At 60.5% G+C, this 24,392-nt stretch carries 25 protein-coding genes; 8 read left to right on the forward strand and 17 right to left on the reverse strand.

The genetic code is table 11. The annotated features are described in order from the left end of the window. Positions 1-16: 16 nt before the first annotated feature. Positions 17-574 carry an FxsA family protein gene (locus tag DWA01_RS16490; protein WP_114286898.1) on the reverse strand — a complete coding sequence of 186 codons (558 nt, stop codon included), beginning with the start codon at positions 572-574 and terminating at the stop codon, positions 17-19. A 111-nt stretch (positions 575-685) separates the two neighbouring features. Here DWA01_RS16490 and DWA01_RS16495 point away from each other — a divergent pair, with 111 nt between their 5' ends. Beyond that, positions 686-1,354 (forward strand): Tim44/TimA family putative adaptor protein, encoded by a 669-nt coding sequence (locus DWA01_RS16495; RefSeq protein ID WP_114286899.1) that lies wholly within the window; start codon positions 686-688, stop codon positions 1,352-1,354. 121 nt (positions 1,355-1,475) lie between these two features. Further along, on the forward strand, positions 1,476-2,102 hold the full coding sequence (locus DWA01_RS16500; RefSeq protein WP_114286900.1) for a Smr/MutS family protein: 627 nt from the start codon (positions 1,476-1,478) through the stop codon (positions 2,100-2,102). Between the two features lie 132 nt (positions 2,103-2,234). On the opposite strand, the gene hslU is transcribed toward DWA01_RS16500, so the two are convergent. From hslU to regB, 10 genes are all read right to left on the reverse strand, one after another. Beyond that, positions 2,235-3,542 carry an ATP-dependent protease ATPase subunit HslU gene (hslU, locus tag DWA01_RS16505; protein WP_114286901.1) on the reverse strand — a complete coding sequence of 436 codons (1,308 nt, stop codon included), beginning with the start codon at positions 3,540-3,542 and terminating at the stop codon, positions 2,235-2,237. Then, positions 3,539-4,096, reverse strand: coding sequence for an ATP-dependent protease subunit HslV (hslV, locus tag DWA01_RS16510; protein ID WP_114286902.1), 558 nt, complete (start codon positions 4,094-4,096; stop codon positions 3,539-3,541). Before hslV ends, hslU begins: the two co-directional genes overlap by 4 nt. Before the next feature lie 132 nt (positions 4,097-4,228). Further along, a complete protein-coding gene (gene trxA / locus DWA01_RS16515; RefSeq protein ID WP_114286903.1) occupies positions 4,229-4,549 on the reverse strand; it encodes a thioredoxin in 321 nt (106 codons plus the stop codon). Positions 4,550-4,762: 213 nt separating this feature from the next. Then, positions 4,763-8,131: a double-strand break repair helicase AddA gene (gene addA / locus DWA01_RS16520; RefSeq protein WP_114286904.1), complete on the reverse strand. Its 3,369-nt coding sequence runs from the start codon at positions 8,129-8,131 to the stop codon at positions 4,763-4,765. Continuing rightward, positions 8,131-11,094 carry a double-strand break repair protein AddB gene (addB, locus tag DWA01_RS16525; protein ID WP_114286905.1) on the reverse strand — a complete coding sequence of 988 codons (2,964 nt, stop codon included), beginning with the start codon at positions 11,092-11,094 and terminating at the stop codon, positions 8,131-8,133. Before addB ends, addA begins: the two co-directional genes overlap by 1 nt. Further along, complete coding sequence (locus DWA01_RS16530) at positions 11,087-11,761, reverse strand: nucleotidyltransferase family protein (RefSeq protein ID WP_114286906.1); 675 nt, start codon at positions 11,759-11,761, stop codon at positions 11,087-11,089. Before DWA01_RS16530 ends, addB begins: the two co-directional genes overlap by 8 nt. Next, complete coding sequence (locus tag DWA01_RS16535) at positions 11,746-12,738, reverse strand: aminoglycoside phosphotransferase family protein (RefSeq protein WP_114286907.1); 993 nt, start codon at positions 12,736-12,738, stop codon at positions 11,746-11,748. The genes DWA01_RS16530 and DWA01_RS16535 overlap by 16 nt, the downstream gene beginning before the upstream one ends. Continuing rightward, the gene (tsaE, locus tag DWA01_RS16540; protein ID WP_114286908.1) at positions 12,731-13,255 is read right to left on the reverse strand and encodes a tRNA (adenosine(37)-N6)-threonylcarbamoyltransferase complex ATPase subunit type 1 TsaE; all 525 of its coding nucleotides are present in this window, start codon (positions 13,253-13,255) and stop codon (positions 12,731-12,733) included. Before tsaE ends, DWA01_RS16535 begins: the two co-directional genes overlap by 8 nt. A 36-nt stretch (positions 13,256-13,291) precedes the next feature. Then, positions 13,292-14,872, reverse strand: coding sequence for a PAS-domain containing protein (locus DWA01_RS16545; protein ID WP_114286909.1), 1,581 nt, complete (start codon positions 14,870-14,872; stop codon positions 13,292-13,294). 81 nt (positions 14,873-14,953) lie between these two features. Beyond that, positions 14,954-16,351, reverse strand: a complete 1,398-nt coding sequence (gene regB / locus DWA01_RS16550; RefSeq protein WP_114286910.1) for a sensor histidine kinase RegB — start codon at positions 16,349-16,351, stop codon at positions 14,954-14,956. A gap of 86 nt (positions 16,352-16,437) precedes the next feature. Here regB and DWA01_RS16555 point away from each other — a divergent pair, with 86 nt between their 5' ends. Further along, positions 16,438-17,058, forward strand: a complete 621-nt coding sequence (locus DWA01_RS16555; RefSeq protein WP_114286911.1) for an SCO family protein — start codon at positions 16,438-16,440, stop codon at positions 17,056-17,058. A 121-nt stretch (positions 17,059-17,179) separates the two neighbouring features. Continuing rightward, a complete protein-coding gene (locus DWA01_RS16560) occupies positions 17,180-17,734 on the forward strand; it encodes an ActR/PrrA/RegA family redox response regulator transcription factor (RefSeq protein ID WP_114286912.1) in 555 nt (184 codons plus the stop codon). A 101-nt stretch (positions 17,735-17,835) separates the two neighbouring features. On the opposite strand, the gene DWA01_RS16565 is transcribed toward DWA01_RS16560, so the two are convergent. Continuing rightward, complete coding sequence (locus DWA01_RS16565; protein WP_114286913.1) at positions 17,836-18,747, reverse strand: LysR family transcriptional regulator; 912 nt, start codon at positions 18,745-18,747, stop codon at positions 17,836-17,838. A gap of 106 nt (positions 18,748-18,853) precedes the next feature. Here DWA01_RS16565 and DWA01_RS23175 point away from each other — a divergent pair, with 106 nt between their 5' ends. After that, entirely contained in the window at positions 18,854-19,009 is a 156-nt protein-coding gene (locus DWA01_RS23175; RefSeq protein WP_160116066.1) for a hypothetical protein, read from the forward strand. On the opposite strand, the gene DWA01_RS16570 is transcribed toward DWA01_RS23175, so the two are convergent. Continuing rightward, positions 19,010-19,498 (reverse strand): GNAT family N-acetyltransferase, encoded by a 489-nt coding sequence (locus DWA01_RS16570; RefSeq protein WP_114286914.1) that lies wholly within the window; start codon positions 19,496-19,498, stop codon positions 19,010-19,012. Continuing rightward, the gene (locus tag DWA01_RS16575) at positions 19,495-20,088 is read right to left on the reverse strand and encodes an HD domain-containing protein (RefSeq protein ID WP_114286915.1); all 594 of its coding nucleotides are present in this window, start codon (positions 20,086-20,088) and stop codon (positions 19,495-19,497) included. Before DWA01_RS16575 ends, DWA01_RS16570 begins: the two co-directional genes overlap by 4 nt. 107 nt (positions 20,089-20,195) lie before the next feature. Between DWA01_RS16575 and ahcY the strand changes: the two genes are divergently transcribed. From ahcY to DWA01_RS16595, 3 genes are all read left to right on the forward strand, one after another. Further along, on the forward strand, positions 20,196-21,596 hold the full coding sequence (gene ahcY / locus DWA01_RS16580; RefSeq protein WP_114286916.1) for an adenosylhomocysteinase: 1,401 nt from the start codon (positions 20,196-20,198) through the stop codon (positions 21,594-21,596). Between the two features lie 304 nt (positions 21,597-21,900). Beyond that, complete coding sequence (locus DWA01_RS16590) at positions 21,901-22,416, forward strand: outer membrane protein (protein WP_114286918.1); 516 nt, start codon at positions 21,901-21,903, stop codon at positions 22,414-22,416. A 182-nt stretch (positions 22,417-22,598) separates the two neighbouring features. Beyond that, positions 22,599-22,946 carry a DUF2853 family protein gene (locus DWA01_RS16595; protein WP_114286919.1) on the forward strand — a complete coding sequence of 116 codons (348 nt, stop codon included), beginning with the start codon at positions 22,599-22,601 and terminating at the stop codon, positions 22,944-22,946. 284 nt (positions 22,947-23,230) lie between these two features. On the opposite strand, the gene DWA01_RS16600 is transcribed toward DWA01_RS16595, so the two are convergent. The 3 genes from DWA01_RS16600 to DWA01_RS16610 form a co-directional block, all read right to left on the reverse strand. After that, a complete protein-coding gene (locus DWA01_RS16600) occupies positions 23,231-23,617 on the reverse strand; it encodes a DUF1761 domain-containing protein (RefSeq protein WP_114286920.1) in 387 nt (128 codons plus the stop codon). An 83-nt stretch (positions 23,618-23,700) separates the two neighbouring features. After that, positions 23,701-24,120 carry an EVE domain-containing protein gene (locus tag DWA01_RS16605; protein ID WP_114286935.1) on the reverse strand — a complete coding sequence of 140 codons (420 nt, stop codon included), beginning with the start codon at positions 24,118-24,120 and terminating at the stop codon, positions 23,701-23,703. Continuing rightward, positions 24,120-24,392 carry a YciI family protein gene (locus DWA01_RS16610; protein ID WP_114286921.1) on the reverse strand — a complete coding sequence of 91 codons (273 nt, stop codon included), beginning with the start codon at positions 24,390-24,392 and terminating at the stop codon, positions 24,120-24,122. The genes DWA01_RS16605 and DWA01_RS16610 overlap by 1 nt, the downstream gene beginning before the upstream one ends.

A 24,392-nucleotide genomic window follows, 5' to 3' on the forward strand; every position in this document is an offset into this window, starting at 1 on the left:
GGTCAGGCGGGCTGCCTCAATGCCTGGTCCAGCCGGAGCGGTTTTCACCGATCCCGGCGCCGAGCTCACCGTTGGAATTTGACGGGGCATCGGAGTCGGGATCTTCGTCCTGCCAATCGCCCTCGATCACATCTTCGTGTGTGGTATGCTGGCTGTGCCCACCTTGCCCACCGGGCCGGCGATGGGTCTGGGAATCTTGCATTGTTACATGGCTGCGAAAGCCCTGCACCTTAATGCGGCTACGCAAATAATTGAACAAAAACAACCGGAAAGCGGGGATCAAAAGTGCAAATCCGACCGCGTCGGTGAAAAAACCAGGCGTCAGAAGCAGCGCGCCGGAAAACAGGATCATTGCGCCATCCGCCAGCGCCCGCGTCGGGTCACCGCGGCCGGCAAAAGAGCTGCGCAGTTCGTTTAAGGCCATCAAACCCTGGCTGCGCACCAGCCAGGTGCCCAGCACAGCCGTCAAAATCACCACCCCCAGGGTGGGCCAGAGCCCGATCAGCCCGCCGACCTGGACAAACAGGCCGATCTCAACCAGCGGAATTGTCAGAAAGAGAAGAAAAATCCACATATTGTACCTCAGACTCTGTCAGTTTTGGAGCGGTGGACTTGATGCCCGCCCTGCCCTACATATGTGCTGAAGGTGCCCTTTGCCATATGCCTGCCCTGAAAAGAGGTTCTGATGAATTCTGCCGTTATACAGCTACTGGTTCTTGCCGGTATTGCCGTGTTTATGATTTTAAAGCTGAAAGATGTGCTTGGAACCCGGGACGGGTATGAAAACCCGCCCAGATCCCTGCCCGGCCATGCCAGTGAAGCGGAAAAAAACCGCGCCAAATTTGAAGTGATTGATGGCGGCCCTGACCGCGATATTACCGACCACGTGGGCGAAGACAGCGATGCTGCCCAGGCGCTGGCAAAAATGAAAAAGGCCGAGCCGTCTTTTTCGGTCAGCGAATTTCTGCAAGGCGCCAGCGGTGCTTATGAAATGATCCTGATGGCGTTTGAACGCGGTGATCTGGACCAGGTGCGCGGCTTTGTCTCCGACGAGGTCTATGATGCGTTTGATTCGGTGGTGCAGCAGCGCACTGAAAACGGCATCACCATTGAAGCCGAATTTATCGGCGTGCGCGAGCTGGCGCTGCATGGGGCCAGTTTTGACGACGAGACCGGTACCGGCGAAGTGTCGGTGCGTTTCCTGTGTGAGCTGACCTCTGTTGTGCGCGACAAAGGTGGTGATATCATCGAAGGGGATGCCAGCCATGCCAAGCGCCAGAAAGACACCTGGACATTTGGCCGGGTGATGGGTGCGGACGATCCCAACTGGCAACTTGTTGCGACCGCTGAATAATGCAGTGCCACCGGCGGAGGATACTGGCGGTGGCGCCTGTTGCGTTGTCTGATCCGGGGGCTGCGGCCCCCGTTTTTCTGGCGTCAGATTCTGGCGTTTCGGCTCTGCCAGGAGCGTCGCTGTGAGACGCAAAAAACGCCTGTTAAAACCCGATGAGATCGCGCTCTGGGACAAGGTGCGCGAAACCGCCGTGCCGTTGCGCCCGGAACGGGTGATCTCCGCCGGGGTTGAACGCGCTGTGATGGGCGAAACTGAAATCCGCGCGGACGTCCAGGGCGTGGACGCGAAAAACCTGATGCCGGAGAGCTTTGCCCCGTTTGAAATCGGTTCTGGTGCCGCCAGAAAACAGCCAGGACACAATTTAAGCCCGGGCATTGGCGCGCGTCTTAAGGGCCAGGCGTTGGCGATGGACCATAAAAAACACGGCAAAATGACCCGGGGCAAACTTGCGCCCGAAGCGCGCATTGACCTGCACGGTATGACATTGAATGAGGCGCATCCGGCGCTGACCGGCTTTATTCTCTCGGCCTGGACGCGCGGTTTGCGTCTGGTGCTGGTGATCACCGGCAAAGGCAAACAGCGCGATGAGGGCGGGCCGATCCCGGTGCGTTTTGGCGTGTTGAAAAACCAGGTGCCGAACTGGCTGCACATGGCGCCGCTGAAACCGCTGGTGCTGCAGATCGATGAGGCGCATCTGAAACACGGCGGCACCGGCGCCTATTATGTTTATCTGCGGCGCAACCGGTAAGTCTGACGCTGTATCGAAAAAGGGGCGCAGTTAACGCCCCTTTTGTATGCCAGCCAACTTTTGTCCGGCGCTGTGTATTTTCCGTGAGATCAAGTTGGGGCGCGCCAGGCGCCCTGCCCCAACGGCTTCAGTTCACAGCATGTAGCGGCTGATGTCGGTGGATTTTGTCAGCTCACCCAGATGGGCTTTGACGAATTCCGCGTCCACCGTGACCGCGTCGCCGCTGCGGTCGGGCGCGGTAAAGGACAGCTCCTCAAACACCCGTTCCAGCACGGTATAAAGCCGTCTTGCACCAATGTTTTCAACGCTTTGATTGACCTCAGCCGCGATATGGGCCAGCGCCCGGATGCCGTCGGGAGTAAAGTCCACCGTCACCTCTTCGGTCTGCATCAGCGCGGTATATTGCAGGGTCAGCGCATTGTCGGTCTCGGTCAGGATGCGGACAAAATCATCTTCCGTCAGCGCGCGCAATTCGACCCGGATCGGCAACCGGCCCTGCAGTTCGGGCAGCAGGTCGGAGGGTTTGGCGATGTGAAAGGCGCCCGACGCGATGAACAGGATATGGTCGGTTTTCACCGTGCCGTGTTTGGTGGAAACACTGGTGCCCTCGATCAGCGGCAACAGATCGCGCTGCACGCCTTCGCGGGACACGTCAGCGCCGCGGGCGTCTGAACGGGCACAGACCTTGTCGATCTCGTCGAGAAAGACGATGCCGTTCTGTTCCACCGCTTCAATCGCGGCGCGGGTGACGGTCTCATCATCCAGCAGCTTGTCGGCCTCTTCCGAGATCAACATCTCGTAACTGGCTGCAACAGTTAGTTTTTTTCGCGTGGTACGACCGCCCATCGCTTTGCCAAGCATGTCGCCGAGGTTCATCATCCCCATCGAGTTTCCGGGCTGACCCGGCATGTCAAACATCGACATCGGATTGGAGGTGTCGGCAATGTCGAGCTCAATTATAGTGTCGTCCAACTCGCCGCTTTTCAGCTTGCGGCGGAACATGTCGCGGGTCTGTTCGCGTGCGTCCTTGCCGGCAATGGCCTCCAGCACCCGGGTTTCGGCGGCGTCATGGGCGCGGGCTTTCACGTCTTCGCGCATTTGTTCGCGCGTCGTCAGGATAGCGCTCTCGACCAGGTCGCGGATGATCTGTTCCACATCGCGGCCAACATAACCGACCTCGGTGAATTTGGTGGCTTCGACTTTCAGGAACGGCGCACGTGCCAGTTTCGCCAGCCGGCGCGAGATTTCGGTTTTGCCAACGCCGGTGGGGCCGATCATCAGGATATTTTTCGGATAGACCTCGTCGCGCAGGTCATCGGGCAGTTGTTTGCGGCGCCAACGGTTGCGCAGCGCCACCGCAACGGCGCGTTTGGCGTCATTCTGGCCGATGATGAAACGGTCGAGTTCAGAAACGATTTCGCGCGGGGTCAGGTCAGTCATTTTGCAATCTTTTCTACGGTCAGCTTGCCGTTGGTATAGACACAGATGTCGGCGGCGATGGCCATGGCTTTGCGGGCGATGGTTTCGGCGTCCTGATCGGTTTCAAACAGGCCACGCGCCGCCGCCAGGGCAAAATTACCGCCGGATCCGATCGCGGCGACATCATTTTCAGGCTCAAGCACGTCGCCGGCGCCGGTGATCACCAGCAGCGTGTCGCCATCGGTGACGATCAGCATTGCTTCCAGTTTCTGCAGATATTTGTCGGTGCGCCAGTCTTTGGCCAGTTCAACCGAGGCGCGGGCAAGCTGGCCCGGGGTGGCTTCAAGCTTGCTTTCCAGCCGTTCCAGCAGGGTGAACGCATCGGCGGTGGAGCCGGCAAAACCTGCCACGACCTCATAGCCGCCGGGGCTGAGGCGACGCACTTTTCGCGCGGTGCCTTTGATCACGGTCTGGCCAAGGCTGACCTGACCGTCACCGGCGATGACCACCTCATTGCCTTTGCGCACCCCGATAATCGTGGTGCCGTGCCATCCTGGGAATTGATCGTCTGCCATTGCCGGGCTCCTGCTGTTGTGCTGTGAATATGGACATTGCGCGCGAGATTAACAAGCGCAGGGCCGTCACAGGGCAGGCATAAAAAAGGCGCCCGGTGAAGCGCCTTTTTACGTTTACCAATAGGGGTAGCCTCAGATCGATTCTTCGATCCAGGACTGCAGCGCGGCTTTGGGCGCGGCGCCGGTTTTGTTGGAGACAATGACGCCATCTTTGTACAGGAACAGGGCCGGAATGCCGCGCACACCGACTTCGGCCGGGGAATTCGGGTTTTCGTCCACGTTCACTTTGACGATTTTCACTTTGCCTTCCAGTTCATCGGAGAGTTCTTCCAGCGCCGGGCCGATTTGTTTACAGGGGCCACACCATTCGGCCCAGAAGTCGACAATGACGGGCAGGTTGGATTTTTTGACTTCGGCGTCAAAGGTGGCGTCAGTTACGGCGATTGTTGCCATCAGGGTATTCCTTAACAGAGGGTGCAGCAGGTTGCGTTGAGGGGAACCTAAGAACTGCTCCCGCTGAGGTCAAGTTGTGGTGGTGATCCGTTTGCGATCCTGCCGCAGATGAGGACCGTGTTCTGCAACGGATCGGGAATTGCGGCGTCTGGTGCGGGCGCAGCGCGAAATCCGGACTTTCGTTTGTGGCTCAGCGACGCCGGTGGGTCGGCTCTATATATCTATATATAGTGTCGCCCCCAACTCGTCCATCATCATACGGTAGTTGATTGGCATGAGTTCCGCATTCGCCGTCCACAAGATTGCGGCGCGGATGTCGTGTTCCGGATAAATCTGAGACAGGGCGGTGACATAGGCCGCCATCTGCCGCAGCAGCCCGGCGGGGATGTCGCTGGCGGTTTCAGGCACCACGGCGTTGGTTTTGAAATCCACTACCAGGATGTGGTCTTTGTCGATGATCAGGCGGTCAATCACCCCGTGCAGGCGGCTTTTGCCGAGCGTGGCAGTGAAGGGCACTTCGGCGAGTGTGCCGGCGGCAAAGAGGAATTGCAGATCCTGGTTGCACAGCACTTTGACAGCGTCTTGCAAAAGCTCTGCAGCCTCACTTTCTGTGGCGGCGTCTTCTCCAGCCGCAAGCAGGTCGCGGGCGATATTGTGCCAGCCGTCAGACGGGTAGGCGGGCAGGAATTCCAGCAGCCGGTGGATCTGGCGGCCGCGGCGTTTGGCGTCCTCCTCAGACAGGCCTTCGCCAGGCAGCGCTTTGGCACCGCCAAGATCCGAGGGCGACAGGGTATTGTCTGCGGTGAGAGGCGCCGGGGCGGAGGTTTGCGCCCAGGCGGGCAGGGGGGATTCGTTGATTTCTGGCTGGCGTGGGGCCAGCAGCGCGCCGGCGTGCCAGTCGCCATGGCTGAGTCGCAGTCCAAGTCCGCAATCAAAACTGTGGGCGCCGGCCCCGCGGGCGCGCAGCCCCTGTTCAATGATCGAATACCAGCTGTCCTCACCACTGCCGGTCTCGCCGGCAGCGCAGACGATCAGCCATTTTTCCGCCCTGGTCATCGCCACATAAAGCAGCCGGCGGCTTTCCTCCAGGTTGGCCTCTTTTTGCTGTAACAGAGCCGTTTTGATCGCCGGGGGGGCCTGGGTCTCGGCCTGTTTCCACACCGGCTGCCCCTCCGCGAGGGTGATCAGCTCATCGCCGGCGCGGGCACGGCGTTTCATGGTTTCGGGCAGGATAACAATCGGGGATTCAAGCCCTTTGGAGCCGTGCACCGTCATCACCCGGATCTGATCGCCGGCGCTGTCGAGCTGGCGTTTGACCTCAACGTCATCGGTTTCCAGCCAGCTGAGAAAGCCGGTCAGGCTGGGCACATCAGAACGTTCATAAGACAGCGCCTGGGCCAGCAGCACATCGACACCGTCTTCGGCCTCTGAGCCAAGCCGGGCGATGATATTGCGCCGGCCGTCATGGCGGGTGAGGATGCGCTCAATCAGGTCATAGGGGCGCAGGAAATCGGCGCTGTCACGCAGGTCCTGCAGCATGGCGACGGTTTTGGGCCATTCGTCCTGACGCCGCTTTAACGCCGGCCAGAGTTGGGTCTCGTGCCGGCTGTGGGCGAGATTGTAGAGCTGCGCCTCATCCCAGCCGAGCAAGGGCGAACGCAGGGCCGCGGCCAGCGACAAGTCGTCATCTGAGGTGGCCAGAAACCCCAGCAGCGCCGCGATGTCGCGCACCGCCAGTTCGGCGGCCAGCTTAAGACGGTCAGCACCGGCGATGGGCAGTTCTGCTTTTTTACAGGCGCGGATAATCTCGGCAAACAGGTCGGAACGGCGCTGCACCAGGATCAGAAAATCTCCCGGGGTGATCGGGCGGATTTCACCATTTCCGGCGGGAATAGTGCCTGTTTCGCACTGAATTTTGATTTCCGCCGCGATGTTTTCGGCGAGCCGTACATTGTGGTGGTGTTCCGAGGGCTGGTCGACCGGCTTGTGCCATTCACGGCTGGCCTCGGACTCGGTCTTTGGTTCGACCGGCCAGAGATCGACCCGGCCGGGCATGCCGTCGTGAAAGGCGATGTGGTTGGTATCGCCGCCAAGCCCGGTGCCGCCGGTCGCCTCAAAGGTGGTGTCCACCGTGCCCAATATCGCCAGCGAGGAGCGGAAGGAAAAGTCCAGTGACAGACGGTTCAGGGATTTTCCCATCGCCCCGAGCCGGGCGCCAAAAATATCGTGCATGCGGTCAAACGCTTCGGGATCGGCGCCCTGAAACGAGTAGATCGACTGTTTTTTATCCCCCACCACAAAAATGGTGCGTTCCACATCCGGGCGCGCGCCCAGCCCTGAGGTGAACTCCTGGGCCAGCTGTTCCACCACCCGCCATTGCTGCGGGCTGGTATCCTGCGCCTCGTCGACCAGGATGTGGTCGATGCCGCCATCAAGCCGGTAGAGCACCCATTGCGCCACCGCCGGGTCGGTCAGCAGATTGCGGGCCCGCAGGATCAGATCGTCAAAATCAAGCCGGCCGGCGCGCATTTTGCGATCGGCATAGGCGGGCAGGAATACATCGGCGAACTGATGCAGCGCCAGCGTTTTGCGCGCCGCCATCAGCCCAAGGCGCAGCGGCCTTGTGTCTTCCAGCCGTGCCATCAGATCATTGACCGCATCCAGCGTGTCGCCCAGCAGCAAGCGGGTGTCTTTGGCGGGAAAAGAGCCGATTTTAGCGCTGAACGGGCTTTTGGCGCCGGCGCCGGTCAGCATCAGGGATTCCAGCGCCTCCAGAGTTTTCAGATCGGGTGCTGAGAGGTCAAGAGCGGACAGTTTTGCGGCGTTTTCGGGATCTTTCTTGGTGCTGCTCTGCGACATTGCGGTGCTGAGGCTGCGGATCAGATCGGGCTCATTGCCGAGAAATACCGACGTAAGCACCATGGTCTCGTCAAACTGGTCCGGCAGCTCAAACCAGGACCAGATGGTGGCGGCATCTGCGGCCGGGCTCAGCGCCTCGCGGTGTTTCACCACCTGTTCGCTGAGCCCGCTGAAATCCTCGCCGGTATAAAACCGCGCCAGACCGTCAATCACCGCAACATCCGGCCCGTCGGCCATTTCTTCGATGATCTCTTCGCGCAGCAGCCGGGCAGCGCGGTCTTCCATTTCGACAAACTGCGGCGAGACACCGGCCTCAAGCGGGAACCGGCGCAGCAGTGCCGCACAGAATGAATGGATGGTCTGGATTTTCAGACCACCGGGCGTCTCAATGGCGCGGGCAAACAGGGTGCGGGCGTTTGAAAGGCGGTCCGGCGCGGTGACATCGGCCACGCCGAGTTCGGCCAGCTCCAGCGCCAGTTCCGCATCCGGTTTCATTGCCCAGGAGCCAAGCCGTTTGAACAGCCGGTTCTGCATCTCGCTGGCAGCGGCTTTGGTATAGGTCAGGCAAAGAATGTGCTGTGGCATCACGCCTTGCAGCAGCAGCCGCGCCACCCGGTCGGTCAGCACCCGGGTTTTTCCTGAACCTGCATTGGCCGAAAGCCAGGTCGAGGCCAGCGGATCGGCGGCCTCAATCTGGCGGCGGGTGGCTTCGTTCATATCCATTACGGACCCACTTTCACGGCATGTGCGTCATGGCTTTCGTCCCATTCGCCAAAGCGCGCCAGATGGTCATAATCATAGGCATAGGCCATTTTTTCCATGGCGCGCCGCGAGGTGTAGCCGTTGTCGACATCCTGATAATGGGCGATCAGCTGTTTGAACTCGGTGAGAATCTTTTGTGTATCGCCGGGGAACAGCGGGCGTTCCACCATTTTTGGTTTGGAGCCGAGGCCGATATAGGCGATTTTATAGACCGGGCGCGGCGGCAGGTCTTCAAAAGCGCCGTCTTCGGCCATCACCGCCTCCAGCAGCAGCTGTTTCTGGTATTCATCCATTTGTTTCTGGGTCGGTGGATTGCCGGTTTTGTAATCATAAATCACCCAGTCGCCACCTTTGGTTTCATCAATCCGGTCCGCCTTGCAGGTGAGGGAAAAGTCCATATCTGCCAGATGCAGCCGGCCTTTGACCTCCTGGACCCTGGGGGTGGCGACGGTGCGCCGGGCGCTTTCGGTGAGAATGAACCAGTCGGCCACCCTGGCCAGTTTGGCGCGCCAGATCCGCCGCGACGCCGGCCAGGGTACCTCCTGTTCCAGCACCTTATCGGCGATTTCAAACAGTCGGGCACGGGCGGCTTCAAGCGGCTCATCATCCTGCATTTCTTTGATAAAACGTTCAAAAATATCGTGAATGACCGTGCCACGCACCATGGCGTCCGGGCTTTTGCGCAAAGGCGGCAGCGCATTAAGGCGCAGCACATGGCGGGCGTAAACCGCATAGGGGTCGCGGATCAGCTTGTCGATTTCGGTCACCGACAATTGCCGCGGGCGCGCCTCAAGCGGTGGTTTTGGCGCCGGGCGCGGCGCGGCGGGCACCAGGGCGGCGGGTGTTTCCAGCTCTGCTACCAGCGCCAGCCATTGCGCACCGCGCGCGCGCATCGCCTGCAGCGCTATGCTGCCCTCATCCGACATGCCCTCAAGCAGATTGCACAGCCGGTTGAGCCAACGCGAACTGACGGTCTGGGCCTCGGCATCGCGGATGGCGCGGCTGAGAATGACCCGGCGCGCGCCAATGGCCTGTTGAAAATCATGGGCGGACAGGCCGACATTTTTTTCCGGCAGGGCCAGGCCGCAGGCTTTGCGCATGCTGCGCGACAGCCACGGATCGGGTGCCGGAAGGGAAGGCCAGATACCGTCGTTCAGCCCGCCCAGAATGACCAGATCGGCGCCCTGGACCCGCGCCTCCAGCGTGCCCCAGATCATAATATTGGGGTGGGGCAGGGTCGGATCACGGGATTCCCCACGCGACAGCACCGCCTGGAACAGATCGGTGTAATCGCGCGGCGACATGTCCCCACCATGGGGCGCTTCCTGTTCCAGTTGCGCAGTGATGCGTGCGGTTTCGCGCCCGGCGGATTTGGCCCAAAGTTCGCTGTCGTCCACGCTGTCGGGCCCGGAGGTGAGGGCGCGGGCGAGCAGGATATGGTTGCGGATATGATCGGTCAGGGGGCGGGTCGGGATGTCCTCAAAGCCAAAAATCAGCGGCGTGAACCAGGCGGCCCAGGCTTTGCGCCCGTCGTCGGACTTTTGTTTTTTACCGCAATAGTCCAGCCATTGTACCATGGTCTCTGCGGTGGGAAAGGCCGGGCCACGCCGGCGCAGCCAGATCTCAAGTTCGCGGGTCCACAGCAGGTGGTAGCCGCGCAGCTCTGAGCCGGCGGCGACCAGCGGGTGTTTCAGCAGCGCCAGCAGGGTTTCAGAGGTCAGCCGGTTGCCAAACAGCTGGGCGATATGGCGCAACAGCCGGCCAGGCGCGGTCTGGGCCAGCGGGGTACCGGCGCTGTCATCGGGTTCAATAGACCAGCGGTCCAGCGCCGCGGTGACCTGGCGGGTTAACATCCGGTCCGGTGAAATCAGCGCTGCGGTTTTGCCCTGCTCCGCAGCTTCGCGCAGGGCCATGGCGATCGCCATCGCCTCGGCACGCGAAGACGGCGCTTCAATCAGGGTCACGCCTTCGGTGGCGGCACCGATGTCTTTAAAACCAGGCCCCTCGATCAGCCACTGATCGGTGACCGGCGCCGGGCGCAGAGCGAGTGAGACAAGACGGTTGCGCGCCGGGCAGGGGGACGGGGCGCTGGCCCAGGCGGTGATGTCGCCCGGGCGCAGATCCAGCGCGGCCATCAGTTGGGCATAGCGGAATTGCGGGTGGTCATCCATCGCCTGTTGCGGGTCTAACCTGGCCCAGACTGCGTCGGGCTGGTCAAAATCATAACCGGGCAAGATCAGCGCGCCCTGGGGCAGCCGCGCCACCGCATGCATCAGTAGTGCTGTGGTACCGCGCGACCCGGTAGAGCCGGCGATCAGCACCGGGTGCTGCGGCGGATTTTGCTGCCAGGAAGTGACCAGGCGCTCAATGACGATGCGCTGGCGCGCCTCCGCCAGAGGCGCTTCTCCGCTGTCATCGCCAAAAAACTGCTCCACGATCTGCAGGAATTTGAGGCTGCGCTGCCAGTGGCCGGATTCGTCCGGCACTTCCATATTGCGGATTGTGGCGGGGCTGACGTCCTCGTCATACATTTCTGCCATCAAGAGGGTCAGGCTGTCGGCGAGCTCATAGATCGCGGCGCGCGGTGCGAGACCGGGCTCGCGTTCCAGCAGCAGCGCCACCAGTTGCGACAGTTCCAGCCGCCGGCGCAATCCGGGCACCGCAGGCGGCACATCGGCGAGCGCCGCATCCGCGCCCAGATCGGTGACTAGCCGCACCCGGGGCAACAGCAACGCCGGTCCCTGGTCAAAAGCGGTGCGGATCTGGCGCTGCATGCGGGCGGTGTTGGTGAAGATCTCGACCCGGGCCAGCTCCTCCGGGCGCAGATGTTTGCTGCGTTCCATCAGCCCGCTAACCAGCGCGGCGGGGAAATCAACGCCGCCGGGCAGGCCAAACACGCGGGCGCTGTGTCGGGGATCAAACATCGTGGGTCTCCAGCAGGGTTTCGGCGATTTTGATACTTTCAGGGCGGCCGACATCACACCACTGGCCCTGGTGTTCCAGCCCGAATACCCGGTCCCGGGCCAGCATTTGGTCCCAGAGCAGGTTGAGGGAAAAGGCGCGCTCAGGAATGTCCTGCAGCAGTTCGGTTTTAATAATTTGCGCCCCGGTGTAGATCAAGCCGGCCCCCCGGCGCAGCCGTTTTTGATCATCGATCAGGAAATCACCGCCGCCGCTGTGGCCATGGGCGTTTTGGGGCGCCACCAGCAACAACAGCGCATCCATGCGCTCCGGGTCCCAGGCGGCGCGCAGCTGGCTTGTCGCCAGCGCACCGGTCCAGACCGCATCACTGTTCAGGGTGAACACCGGTCCGGTGCCGAGCAGCGGCAGCGCCTGGCGCAAACCGCCGCCGGTTTCCAGCCGCTCAGTCTCAACAATCGTCTCTGTTCCCGCTGATCTCAGGTGCGCCTGCAGGATATCGGCGTGGTAGAACAAGTTGACGACGACGGTCTCGGCACGATCGATCTGCGCCAGAGCATGGTCGATCAGCGGCCGGCCGGCGACCGGGATCATCGGTTTGGGCAAGTTTTGGGTTAACGCGCCCATCCTTGTGCCAAGACCGGCGGCAAAAATCATCACGGCGTCGGGCATGGGCGGCTCATCCGTTGCATTAGAGTGTCATCCGGGGGGGTGAGATCGGCCAGCACCCGGGCCCGCAAAGGGGCCAGCGCCGGATGGGACAGGCTGGTCGTCAGATGCGCCCAGGTGCGTGGCATAAACTGGAGATACTGCGGTTTGCCAAAGATGCGGGCGAGGCGGGCAAAAATGCCGAGGATGCGCAACTGCCGCTGGGCAGCGTTCAGCGCCGCGGCGATGTGGAACTGGTCTGCGTCCTGGCCGGTGCGGGTGATGTAACGGCGGATCATACGCTCCGCCAGGCTGGCGGGCACATCGCGGCGCGCGTCATAGAGCAGCGATACCAGATCATAAGAACGGTGCGCCAGAACCGCGTCCTGAAAATCGAGCAATCCGACGCGGACAAGCCCCTGACGGTCGGGCAGCCAGAGCAGGTTGTCAGCGTGATAATCGCGTAAGCACAGCACCGGGGTTCCGGTGGAGTATTGGGCCAACAGCGTCTCTAACACAGCCTGAAACGCCGGTTTGTTCTCAGCACTTTTGGCATAGAAATCATAGACCAGCCCGGCCTGATCCGGCATCAGCGTTTGCAGGTCCGCTGTGTCTGAAGGGGCCGGGTGGGCGTGAATATGGGCCAGCACATCGACGGCGGCGCCATAGAGCTGTTCCTCACTGGCGCCGGCGGGGATCTCCCGGCTGTAAAGCGCGTCGCCCAGGTCTTCCAGCAGCATCAACCCGTTGGGCTCATCGCAGGCAAAGATGCGCGGGGCGGAGAGATCCAACTGGCGCAGGTGCTTTGCATAGCGGGTAAAATCGCGCAGCGGGCTGTTGTTGGCAGGCGGCGCGTCCATCAGTACGGCGCTGTCGCCGGCGGTCCGTTGCAGCCGTTCATAGCGGCGTGCTGAGGCGTCTCCGGCCAGCGCGCTGCGCCGTGCCCCGGCCCAGGATGTTGCGGCGAGGAAGGCGCGGATTTCGGCCGCGCGCTCAGTCATCGCCGACCTGAGCGATCTGACCCGTCTGACAGAGCCCGGCGGTGGCGCTGGCGAGTTTTTGCCATTTTGCATCGTCCCAGCGCAGGGTCAGGATACGGGAGTCATCCTCGGCGCCCTGTTCCAGATGCGCATGCAGCGCGCCCCGCGGCAATGCGTCGCCCAGCCGGTCGGGCCATTCCACCAGGCAGATGGCGTCGTCAAACGCCTCTTCAAGCCCCAGTTCAAGCGCTTCATTCGGATCCAGCAGCCGGTAGAGATCGGCATGCCAGATGTCACAAAGCCCGTCATCATAGGTCTGCACCAGGGTAAATGTGGGCGAAGGCACGTCTTCCATCCGCCCGGCGGAGGCCAGGCGAGCCTGGATGAAAGCGCGGCAAAAGGCGGTTTTACCACTGCCAACACTGCCCTCAAGCAGCAGGGTATCGCCGGGCTCAAACAGCGTCGCGAAAGCGGTGGCGAGCCGTTGGGTGGTGCCGGGGTCCGGCAGCTGCAGGCGAAGGGGGGATCTGGCTAACATGCGCCAAGTTTTAACGCCCCCGCAGCTGCCCGCAAGTCAAGAAGCGGCGGCAGCGGCGGTCAGCACCTGTGACGGGGCGTCGCCACGCAGCAGCGGGCTGAAACCAACGAGGGTTTTGCCACCGGCCAACGGGCTGATCCGGCAGTTGAGACGGCGGCCATCCCACATCCTTGTCTCTGACAACCATTCGGCGCGGTCTTCGCGGTTGGCGACAAAATCGCGCAGATCGGACCAGACCGGGGTCGGGGCGCAGCGCTCGTGCCAGGTGCTGGTGGCGTCCAGTACCGAAATTTCGCGCAGGGTGGTGTCATGGTCGCTGCCCCAGAGGCCGGAATAGGCGCTGTTGGTCATGATCATCATCCCGTTGGCGGAAAACACTGCGATCGCTTCCTCAAGGCTGTCGATCACCGCCTGGCCGGTTTCAAGTTCGGCGCGGAAGCGGCGGGTCAGCGAAATTTCCGCCGAGATGTCTTCAATCAGGAAGGCAATGGCCCCATCAGGGTGCGGCCGGCCGGTGACGCGGTAAGTCTGGCCGGACGGCAGGCTCCAGGTGTCTTCATAGGTGCCGTTTTCCGCAGCGGTTTCCATCGCTTCCACGTTCTGACGCCAGCTGCGGTAATCCTTGGGTTCCGGCATCATGCGGTTTTCACGCATGCGGTCGAGAAAGCCGGACAGGGTCGGGCGGGAGGAGAGAAATTCGGCGGGCAATGCGGTCAGATCCGACATCGCCGGATTAAACAGGCCAAGACGGCGCGTTTTGTCGAAAATTGCCAGCCCGATGGTCAGGTGCGAAAAGGTTTTGGTCAGTGTCTGCACAAATTCGCGGGATTCGCTTTCGGCGCGCACCACTTTGTCGGCGTTGATGGCGGTGAACAGCGCGTCCTCGCCCAGTGACACGCGGTTGCATTCAAACCAGCGCACGTCCTGGCTGTCAGGCATCTTCAGTTTCAGACGGCGGGTGACGTCACTGCTGTCCACCAACGACAGGGCGCGGGTGTCAAACAGGCGCCGCGGCGGCCAGCTGGGGCTGCCTTCGGCGATGTCAAAAGATTCGGCGGTTTCCAGATAGGCGGTATTGGCCCAGGTCACGCTGCCATTGGCCGCTTCCCGCCACAACAGGAACGGGGCGCTGTCCACACTGGTGCGCAGGTTTTCAATCTCGCGTTCCATCGAGGCCAGGCTGTGTTTGTCGAGATTGGCGGGGCTGTCAGTGTCGGCGGTTTCCGTCAGGCTGACCCGGGCGAGACCATCGCGCAATTCGGCAAACAATGTGCTGGTTCCATCCTCAGAGCCCAGTTCAATGGTGCCATATTCGGCGAGATTGGTCATATCATCGCTGAGATTGGGAAAGCGCGGCAGCAACAGAGTGGTGAGCCGGGCCCAGTCACTGCCATGTTTGGCGGTGGTCCGCAGCATTCTGCGCGCGTCATGGGTTGCGTTCACCATGTCTTCGTCTTCGAACAGGAACACCACCGGATCTGTGGTTTGTTTCAGAAAACCGCGGGCCTTGCGCCGGCTCCGGTTTTCGATCCATGCCAGCAGGTACAACGCTGAATAAGCAAATAAAAAGCTGATGGTGCCAACAATGGCAATCATAGAAAAATCAAGCGTGTTCATAGCTGGTCCTGCGCTTCTGCACGTGGCGGTTGTCTCGCAGGATTGGGTATTTTAGTTAATGGGTGGTTAAGCTTGCCACAGTCAGGCCTTTATTGGTCGATTTTCCCCCAGACCGGTGCTGGAATCAGCCAGCTCTTTGGCGAACAGGCTGCGGGCCCAGCGGATCTCGATCAGCGCGCCGCTGCGCCGGCCGATGCGCGGCGTTAAATCGCGCGCATCAGACGCATTGGCAAAAGTCAGTTCCGCGCCCGAGCGTTCCAGCAGCGTTTTGGCGATGAACAAGCCAAGCCCCATGCCCTCATATTGCGGCCGGGTATTCTGCGCGCTGCGGCTCTTGCGCTGGCGCATAAACGGGTCGCCAATACGTCCGATCAGGGTGACTGGATAGCCCGGCCCGTCATCGACGATGCGCAGTTCGATTGTGTCTGCGGACCAGATCGCATCAATCCACACGGTGGAGGCGGCGAAATCCACCGCATTCTGGATCAGGTTGCGCAACCCGTGGATGATTTCCGGACGGCGCGGCAACAACATCTGGCCCGCGCCGGTATCGTCCTCAGAAAACACGTCAATCAGCACCTCTTTGCCGCGTTCCATATGGGGCTCGGCGGCTTCGCGGATCACCGTCTCCAGCGGTGCCACCCGCAGATGCAGATCGTCTTTGCCGGCGCGTCCCATTGAGCGCAGGATGTCGCGGCAGCGGTCTGACTGCTGGTGAATAAGCTGCGCGTCAGCAAGCAGCTCCGGCCTGTCGCGCAGGTCTTCCATCAACTCGGAGCTCACCAGTTTGATCGTCGCCAGCGGCGTGCCCAGCTCATGGGCGGCGGCGGCAACAACCCCGCCCAGATCGGTAAGTTTCTGTTCGCGCGACAGCGCCATCTGTGTGGCAAGGAAGGCTTCGGACATGGAGTGAATTTCCGAGGTGACACGCCAGGAATAGATGCCGAGAAAGCCAACCCCCACAACCATCGCCACCCAGGAGCCGAACAGGAATATGCGCGGCGATTCAAGCACCTGGCCGGCGGCGTCCAGGATCGGCAGATGAAACACCGCCAGCAGAGAGACAAACAGGATCGCAGCGGCACCGACAAACAGGGTGGATTTCAGCCGCAGCACGGTGGCGGCAATGGTGACCGGTGCCAGGATCAGCAAAGCAAACGGATTGTGCAGGCCGCCGGTCAGAAACAGCAGCAGCGACAGCTGGCCAATATCAAACAGCAGCATCGCCGCGACTTCATGTTCCTGCAGACGTTTGCTTTCGGGGTAGATAAAAATCGCCACCAGATTGGCGATGACTGCGGCCCCCACAACCATCACCCCGGCGCCGGTCTCAATCTGCAGCTCAAACAGGAACTGCGCGGCAGCGATGGCAATGATCTGGCCCAGGATGGCAATCCAACGCAGTAAAATCAGCGTGCGCAGCCGGACCAGATTGCTGCGCCGCGCTTTTGAAATGACAGTAAAACTGCTATCGGACATGGGACACTCCTGCTGCGTCAATCCGACCCTTGTTAGTCCGGCGCAAGTGTTGGATCAATGTGCCAGTTTTCAGAAGGACCAGTGAAATGACCCGTACAAGAGTTTTGGCCGCAACAAGCGCTACATCCGTGATACTTGCTGTTGGCGCCTGGTTCGCCTTTGGCCCCGGACCCGGTGATCAGTTTGCGCAGTGCAGCACCAGCCAGATTGCCGGTGGCACCGCTACCATTGGCGGCCCGTTTGAGCTGATCTCGGAAACCGGGGAAACGGTGACCGATAAAGATGTGATCACCAAACCGACCATTGTCTACTTTGGGTATACCTTCTGCCCCGACGTCTGCCCGCTGGACAATGCGCGCAACGCCGATGCGGTCTATATGCTGCAGGAACAGGGCTTTGATGTGCAGCCGGCCTTTATCACTATTGATCCGGCGCGCGACACGGTTGAAGTGGTCAAAGACTACACCGATCTGTTTCACCCGGAAATGATCGGGCTGACCGGCAGCCTCGAGCAGGTCAAAGCCGCCTCCAAAGCCTATAAAACCTATTTCAGCCAGCAGGCGGACGACAGCGAGTTCTATCTGATGAACCATTCGACGTTCAGCTATCTGATGTTGCCGGAGCAGGGGTTTGTCGAATATTTCGGCCGCGACGTCAGTGCTGAGAAGATGGCGGAAACGGCCGCCTGTTATATCGGCGCGGCCTGATTCGGCCGAAAATATGCGCGCGGCTGCCGGGTGGTCCGGCGCCGCGGCGATGAGTTTGACCTTGCCGGGGCAAAGGTCCAGGTTGACGAAAAGATAAAGCTGTTGCGGAAAAGGGGATCCGATGTCTGAGCGCGGTATTGCAGAGATTGGCGAAGATAAATCCTTGCTGTTGGTGGACGATGACGAGCCGTTTTTGCGGCGTCTGGCCCGGGCGATGGAAAAACGCGGTTTTGAAGTTGAAACGGCGCTGACCGTGGCCGCCGGGCGTGCCATTGCCACCGCGCGGCCGCCGGCCTTTGCGGTGGTGGACCTGCGGCTGGGCGACGGCAACGGGCTGGATGTGGTCGAGGTGCTGCGCGAGAAACGCCCTGAAAGCCGCATCGTGGTGCTGACCGGTTATGGCGCCATTGCCACCGCTGTGGCGGCGGTGAAAATCGGGGCTGCGGATTACCTGTCCAAACCGGCTGATGCCAATGATATCACTGCCGCGTTGCTGGCCAGTGGCGACGGGCTGCCCCCGCCACCGGAAAACCCGATGTCAGCAGACCGGGTGCGCTGGGAGCATATTCAGCGGGTCTATGAGCTCTGTGACCGCAACGTGTCTGAGACCGCCCGGCGTCTGAACATGCACCGGCGTACGCTGCAGCGCATCCTGGCCAAACGCAGCCCGCGTTAAGACCGATCTGGGATGGGGGCGTGGTGAGTGCCGCGCCGGGTCAGGCGTCCGGTGCAGAACAGGTCGCTGCAGCCCGGTCCGGGGCTTTGTCCCGGGCATTGTCAGGAGAAATTGTCTGCGGCCCTGTCTGTGGCCGGATCTGCTGCCTGGCCGCGCAGCCAGCGCAGCAGGCGTTTCAGTTTTGGCGACGGCACATCACCGCTCGTCACCAGGTGATAGCCAAGCCCGCCGCTTTCACCCTGATGCAGCGCGATCATGCGACCCTCGGCCAGGTCGTTTTCCACCAGCGCGCGGGCCTGGATCGACAGGCCATGGCCGGCGCGCACCGCCGCATGTGCCATGCCAAGTGTGCCCATGTCCTCAAACGGTATCTTTTCAAAATCCAGCCCGATGGCGCGGCCCCAGACCTGTTGTTCTTTGGCCGCAAAAGCAAAGAACCAACGCAGGGTTTCCGGCGTACCGAGTTCCGCGAGCGTGGTCGCGCCGCGGGCGTAAGCCATTGAAGCCACCACCACAAAGGGTGACATCAGCAAGGGTTCGACCTGTAACCCGGGCCAGCTGCCGTCGCCAAAGCGGATCGCCAGATCAACGCCGTCGCGGCGCATATCCACCAGATCCGTTGACGGTTGCAGCGACAGGGCGATGTCCGGGTTGCTGGCCCAGAACCCGCCCAGCCGCGGCATCAGCCAACTCTCGGCAAAAGACGGGGTGAGCGACAGCACCAGCGGCCGGTTTTCCTGCTCAGCGCTCAGCTGATGAATGCCGTCCGCAATGGTTGAAAACCCCTCGCTCAGACTGGCGGCCAGCCGGGCGCCGGCGTCTGTGGTCACCATATTGTGACCCTGGCGCCGGATCAGACTGTGCCCCAGCCGGGATTCCAGCCCGCGCACATGCTGGGCAATGGCGGCCTGTGTGACGTTCAGCTCGCGCGCTGCGGCGGAAAAACTGTTGTTGCGGGCGCTGGCTTCAAAGGCGCGCAGGGCCGCGAGAGAGGGGATATTGCGCCAGTCCATGTCGCGCTCCAATGATAGTTTTACTAATAGTGTGAAAATTATCCGGATTCGTCTTGCCCGGTCAAGCGGCGTAAAAGAAATCCATAACCTTCACAGGAGAGACGCAATGTTCGGTATATTCTCAAGCGCTATCAACACAGCAACCCGCACCCCGGGCGGCACGACCCCGCCACGCAATGAACGCGGCGACTGGTATGAGGTCCGGCGGCAGTTGAAAGAAGAACTTCGTCGTCAGCTGCATCTGCGCGGCGGCAGTTGGTGATCAGAGGTCAAAGCGTTTGCTGATCTTATTGACGAGGGTACCGTCAGGCAGAGCCACATCCTCGTCAAACCGCCAGTCGCGAAATCCGCGGCTTTGATAATAGGTCAGCCCGCTTTCATTGTCCGCACGGATGGTGGCATTGATCCAGATATAGCCCAGCTGCTGCGCCGCCTGGCGGGTGGCATCAAACAGGCGGGAGCCGATACCAAGCCCTGTCTGTCCCATGCGCACAAAGGTGGCGATGTCCACCGCACCTGGCGGCAGCGTCGCATTGGGGCCGATCCACTGAAAGCCGACGACCTCGCCCAGGCTGTCACGCGCCACCTGGCAGGCGCTGTCATCGGGCTGGCTGAGCAGCACCCAGTCGCGCAGATCACCGGCTGAAACCGGATCGGTCAGGGCGGTGGTGCCGCCGGCTTTGATAATGTCGTTGAGAAGCTCTGCCATCTCGCGGCAGTCACCAGTGGCGGCGCGTTGCGTCCGGATCATGCGAGCTGCTCCAGCAAGGCCTGGTGGCGGGCGGTGAAATCACGGCGTACTTCCACCGGCGGGCGCAGGGAAATTTCCAGATCCTGCACCAGTTCTGGTTTTTGCCTGCCAAACAGCTTGTCGGCTTCAGCAACACTGAAACCGGCGATCTGGGTCGCTTCCAGCCAGGCCGAGATCCTGTCAGCGCGTTTGATGTTCTTTTTTACCGAGACCGGCAGCACGGCGGGCAGACCAAAACGCACATGGATCGCTGCCATCAACCGTTCGTCCAGCAGGCCGTAATCAGGGCCGACCGCGGCTTTGACCGGGGAAATCATGTCGCCGATCACATATTCCGGTGCGTCATGCAAAAGCGCTGCCAATCGCCATTTCACCGGCGCTTTGGGGCAGATGCGGCCAAAAATGTCTTCCACCAGGATTGAATGTTCCGCCACCGAATAGGCAAAATCGCCGCTGGTCTGCCCGTTCCAGCGCGCCACAAAGGCCAGGCCGTGCGCAATGTCTTCGATTTCAATGTCAACGGGGGTGGGGTCCAGCAGGTCAAGCCGGCGGCCCGACAGCATGCGCTGCCACGCGCGGGGTTGTTTCATCTTCACCTCTCTTACACCTGCGCAGGGTAATCCGGTCAGGCGACTATTGTCGAGACCCGGGCAGGGTGTTATCTCCGCCTGGATAAAACACCGTTTTGGAGGGCAATATGACCCAGGATTATATCATTAAAGACATTTCCCTGGCGGCGTTTGGCCGCAAGGAACTGGATATCGCAGAAACCGAAATGCCGGGCCTGATGGCGCTGCGTGCGGAATATGGCGAAAGCAAGCCGCTGAAAGGCGCCCGCATTGCCGGCTCCCTGCACATGACAATTCAGACGGCTGTTCTGATTGAAACGCTGAACGCGCTGGGCGCGGATGTGCGCTGGGCCTCCTGCAACATCTTTTCGACTCAGGACCATGCGGCGGCGGCGATCGCCGAGGGCGGCACACCTGTGTTTGCGATCAAAGGCGAAACGCTGGAAGAATACTGGGACTACGCGGACCGGATTTTCTTCTTTGGTGGCGAAGACGGCACTGCCAACCTGATCCTGGATGATGGTGGCGACGCGACCATGTATATCCTGCTGGGTGCACGGGTTGAGGCCGGCGAAACCGGTCTGATCGACGTGCCGACCTCGGAAGAAGAAATTGCGTTTTTCGCCCAGATCAAAAAGCGCATGAAAGCCAGCCCCGGCTGGTTCACCAAACAGCGTGACGCGCTGCAGGGTGTGTCGGAAGAAACCACCACCGGTGTGCACCGTCTCTATGAGCTGGTGAAATCCGGCCATCTGCCCTTCCCGGCGATCAACGTGAATGATTCGGTCACCAAGTCGAAATTCGACAACAAATACGGCTGTAAAGAATCGCTGGTCGACGGCATCCGTCGCGCCACCGATACGATGATGGCCGGTAAAGTTGCGGTTGTCTGTGGTTATGGCGATGTGGGCAAAGGCTGTGCGGCCTCGCTCAGCGGTGCCGGCGCCCGGGTGAAAGTGACCGAGATTGATCCGATCTGTGCGCTGCAGGCGGCGATGGACGGGTTTGAAGTTGTGATCCTGGAAGAGGTGGTTTCGTCCGCCGATATCTTCATCACCACCACCGGCAACAAAGACATCATCCGTATCGAGCATATGCGCGAGATGAAGGACATGGCGATCGTTGGCAACATTGGTCACTTTGACAATGAAATCCAGGTGGCAGCGCTGAAAAACCACAAATGGACCAACATCAAAGACCAGGTGGATATGATCGAGATGCCGTCCGGCGCCCGTCTGATCCTGCTGTCTGAAGGCCGTCTCTTGAACCTTGGCAATGCCACCGGTCACCCGTCTTTTGTGATGTCTGCCTCCTTCACCAACCAGGTGCTGGCGCAGATCGAACTGTGGGTCAACGGCGACAACTACAAAAACGACGTCTATATCCTGCCCAAACATCTGGATGAAAAAGTGGCACGTCTGCACCTGGAACGTGTGGGTGTGAAACTGTCGACCCTGAGCAAAGAGCAGGCCGATTATATCGGTGTGACCGTTGACGGTCCGTTCAAGCCGGAACATTACCGCTACTGATCTGACAGCATTTGTCGGATCGCTGAAAACGCCGGGCCACACGCCCGGCGTTTTTTTATGCGACGTATACTGGCAGTGTTGCCCGCTGTTTTACCTTTGGGCCGAACTCGTCAGCTGCGCCACGGCCCACATCAATTGTGCAAAATCGTGCCGACCAGGCGGGAACTGGCCGGTATGGCCAGCGATACAAGCCACTTGCCGCACAGCTGCGGCGATCACAATTCTGTGATGACGGCAGAGCTTTCCCCGCTGCCGCCCGGCTCTACCTGCGTCCCATTGCTCCTTCACTATAAGGAAACGGGACATGAGACTTTGGCAAACAGTTGCACTCAGTGTCGCATTGGCGGCCCCCATCAGCGTCCATGCCGGGGCGCTGGACGGGTTTTACGGCGGCGCGGCGCTTGGCTATGCAGATGCCAGCGCCAGTGGCACCAGCGGCGACGGTGAGATATTTGGCGTCTTTGGCGGCTATAATTACACCTGGGGCGCCACGGTGGTCGGCGGCGAGCTGTCCTATGATACCACCAATATCGACCTGAGCGGTGGGGGCTCCTTTGATGAGATGCTGCGCCTGAAAGGGCGGGTCGGTACAGAGATCGGCGATGGGCTGCTCTATGGCACACTGGGCTATGTCAGAGGCTACAGTACCGGCTTTGGCGATGATGATGGTTGGCTCTATGGCTTTGGCTATGACTACAACCTGTCGGACACAACCTTTATCGGTGCGGAATATCTGCGCCAGGAGTTTGACAGTTTTGGCAGTTCCGGGCTGGATTTCGACGTCGACACTTATTCGCTGCGCGTAGGTTTCCGGTTCTGAGCCCGCCGCGATTATGGCCGGGACATTGCTGAGACCCTGACAGGGCGCCCGGCCTGAATGATTTGCCAAGCAGGCCTGCCTCAGGCATAGATTTCCCTTTTTTTGCCGTGCCGCCAGCGCTAGAATTCCGCTGGCTGGCCCGCAATGGTTGTGCGGACACTGGTAGTATTGGGAGTGGTGTTATGGGTAAACGTGATGATCTGATCGCATTATATGCCAGTGATCTGAGCCATAAATGTGGTGTTGTACCGGATATGGAGCTGTTGGGCAAAGTGACCATCGGCTGTGGCCCGGCGATTTACAACGCGGAGACCGCCGTAATTGCCGTGAATGATCCGGCTGAGTTGCAGATGGTGAAAAACAACTTTCTGATCCGGAAACTGGGGCTGGCCGACAGCGCCGAGCTTATGGATGCGATTGAGTCGGTGCTTGAGACCTATGGCCGCACTGAGCCGGTGAAATACCGGGCGGTGGTCTATTACATGCTGACCCGGTATTTTGGCAAAGAGTCCATTTATGGCCTCGGCTGAGCCTGTCTGATCTGCAATACCCCCGGTCGCCGCTGCTACGATGTTAACGATGTTAACGATAATTTCCAGAGACTTAACAAACTGACTCCTGTTCTAGCTATTTGCAGTTTGCGAAAACAGGCCAGTCAGATTAGCTTGAATACACGGCGCCAGGATGGCCCGGAGCAGTTTACAGAACAACATGGGCACCTACGGGGTGCAAGTGGGGTGATGGAGGGTTCCGGGGGGTCGGAGCCCTCCAACTTTTTTGGGCAGCAGACAAAAATTCCTTTTTCAGTATCGCGTCAGAACAGCGTCAGGATGGCGCCAATAATGGTGCAGCCGATGAGCGCATAGCCCCCGTCAATCAACATCAGCGTGCGCGACCGCGCCGCATAGGCGTAATTGGTGACAATCCAGGGCGCGGCGATAAAAGCGCCGAGACCCAGACCGGCCACCAGGCCTTTGCCCACCGAATCAATCCCGGCCATGCCGAACATATCGCGCATCATGCCGGCCACCAGAATAACGGCGATGGCGGAAATGATGAACGGGGTGGGACCGGCGCTCACCGGCCTGCCGTTTTCATCCAGTTCAACGCCCGATGCCCTGACCCAGCTGTCGCCCGGCCGCATATACCAGAGGGCGCCAAAGACATACGCTCCGGCCGCGGCAAGCAATATCACTTCCATCGCATATCCTCCTGCTGGTGTTTCACAACAGCAGGGCGTGGAAAGGCAACGAGGCTACGATTTTTTCGTTATATGTTGTTCGCTTACGGCTCGGTCTGGCCGAGCTCGCAGAGGATGTTCCATTCCGTCTCGCTGACCGGCTGCACGGAGAGACGGGTGTTGTTGACCAGCACCATGTCTGTCAATCGTGCGTCTTCTTTGCACATCGCCAGGCTGACCGGGCGGGTGAAAGGGCGCACCGCTTTGATATCGACGCAGTCCCAGCGCGCATCATCAGTGCTGCTGTCGGGATGGGAGGTGGCGCAGACTTCAACAATGCCCACCACTTCTTTGTCGGCGCGGGAATGATAGAAAAAGCCCAGATCGCCAAGCTGCATCAGGCGCATATTGTTACGCGCCTGATAATTGCGCACGCCGTCCCATTCCTCGCCTGCGGCGCCTTTGGCAACCTGCTGATCCCAGGACCAGGTGTCGGCTTCGGATTTGAACAGCCAGTAGGTCATCAGCCGATCACCCGCTTCCACGCCTCGATGCGCACGTTTTCAAACAGACCGGCCAGCGCATAGGGGTCATTGTCAGCCCAGGCCTGCGCGGCGTCACGGTCGGCCACGTCCAGCACCACAAGAGAACCGCTCATCGCACCCTCAGCGTTCAGAAAAGGGCCGGCCTGGGTCACAACACCGGTCTCTTTGATATAGGCAAGGTGGGCGTCGCGGTTGTCGAGCCGGGTTTGAAGCGCACCCGCTTTGTCGGTGCAGATCAGGGTGTAGAGCAT

Source organism: Candidatus Halocynthiibacter alkanivorans (genome assembly GCF_003333265.1).
Classification (GTDB): domain Bacteria; phylum Pseudomonadota; class Alphaproteobacteria; order Rhodobacterales; family Rhodobacteraceae; genus Halocyntiibacter_A; species Halocyntiibacter_A alkanivorans.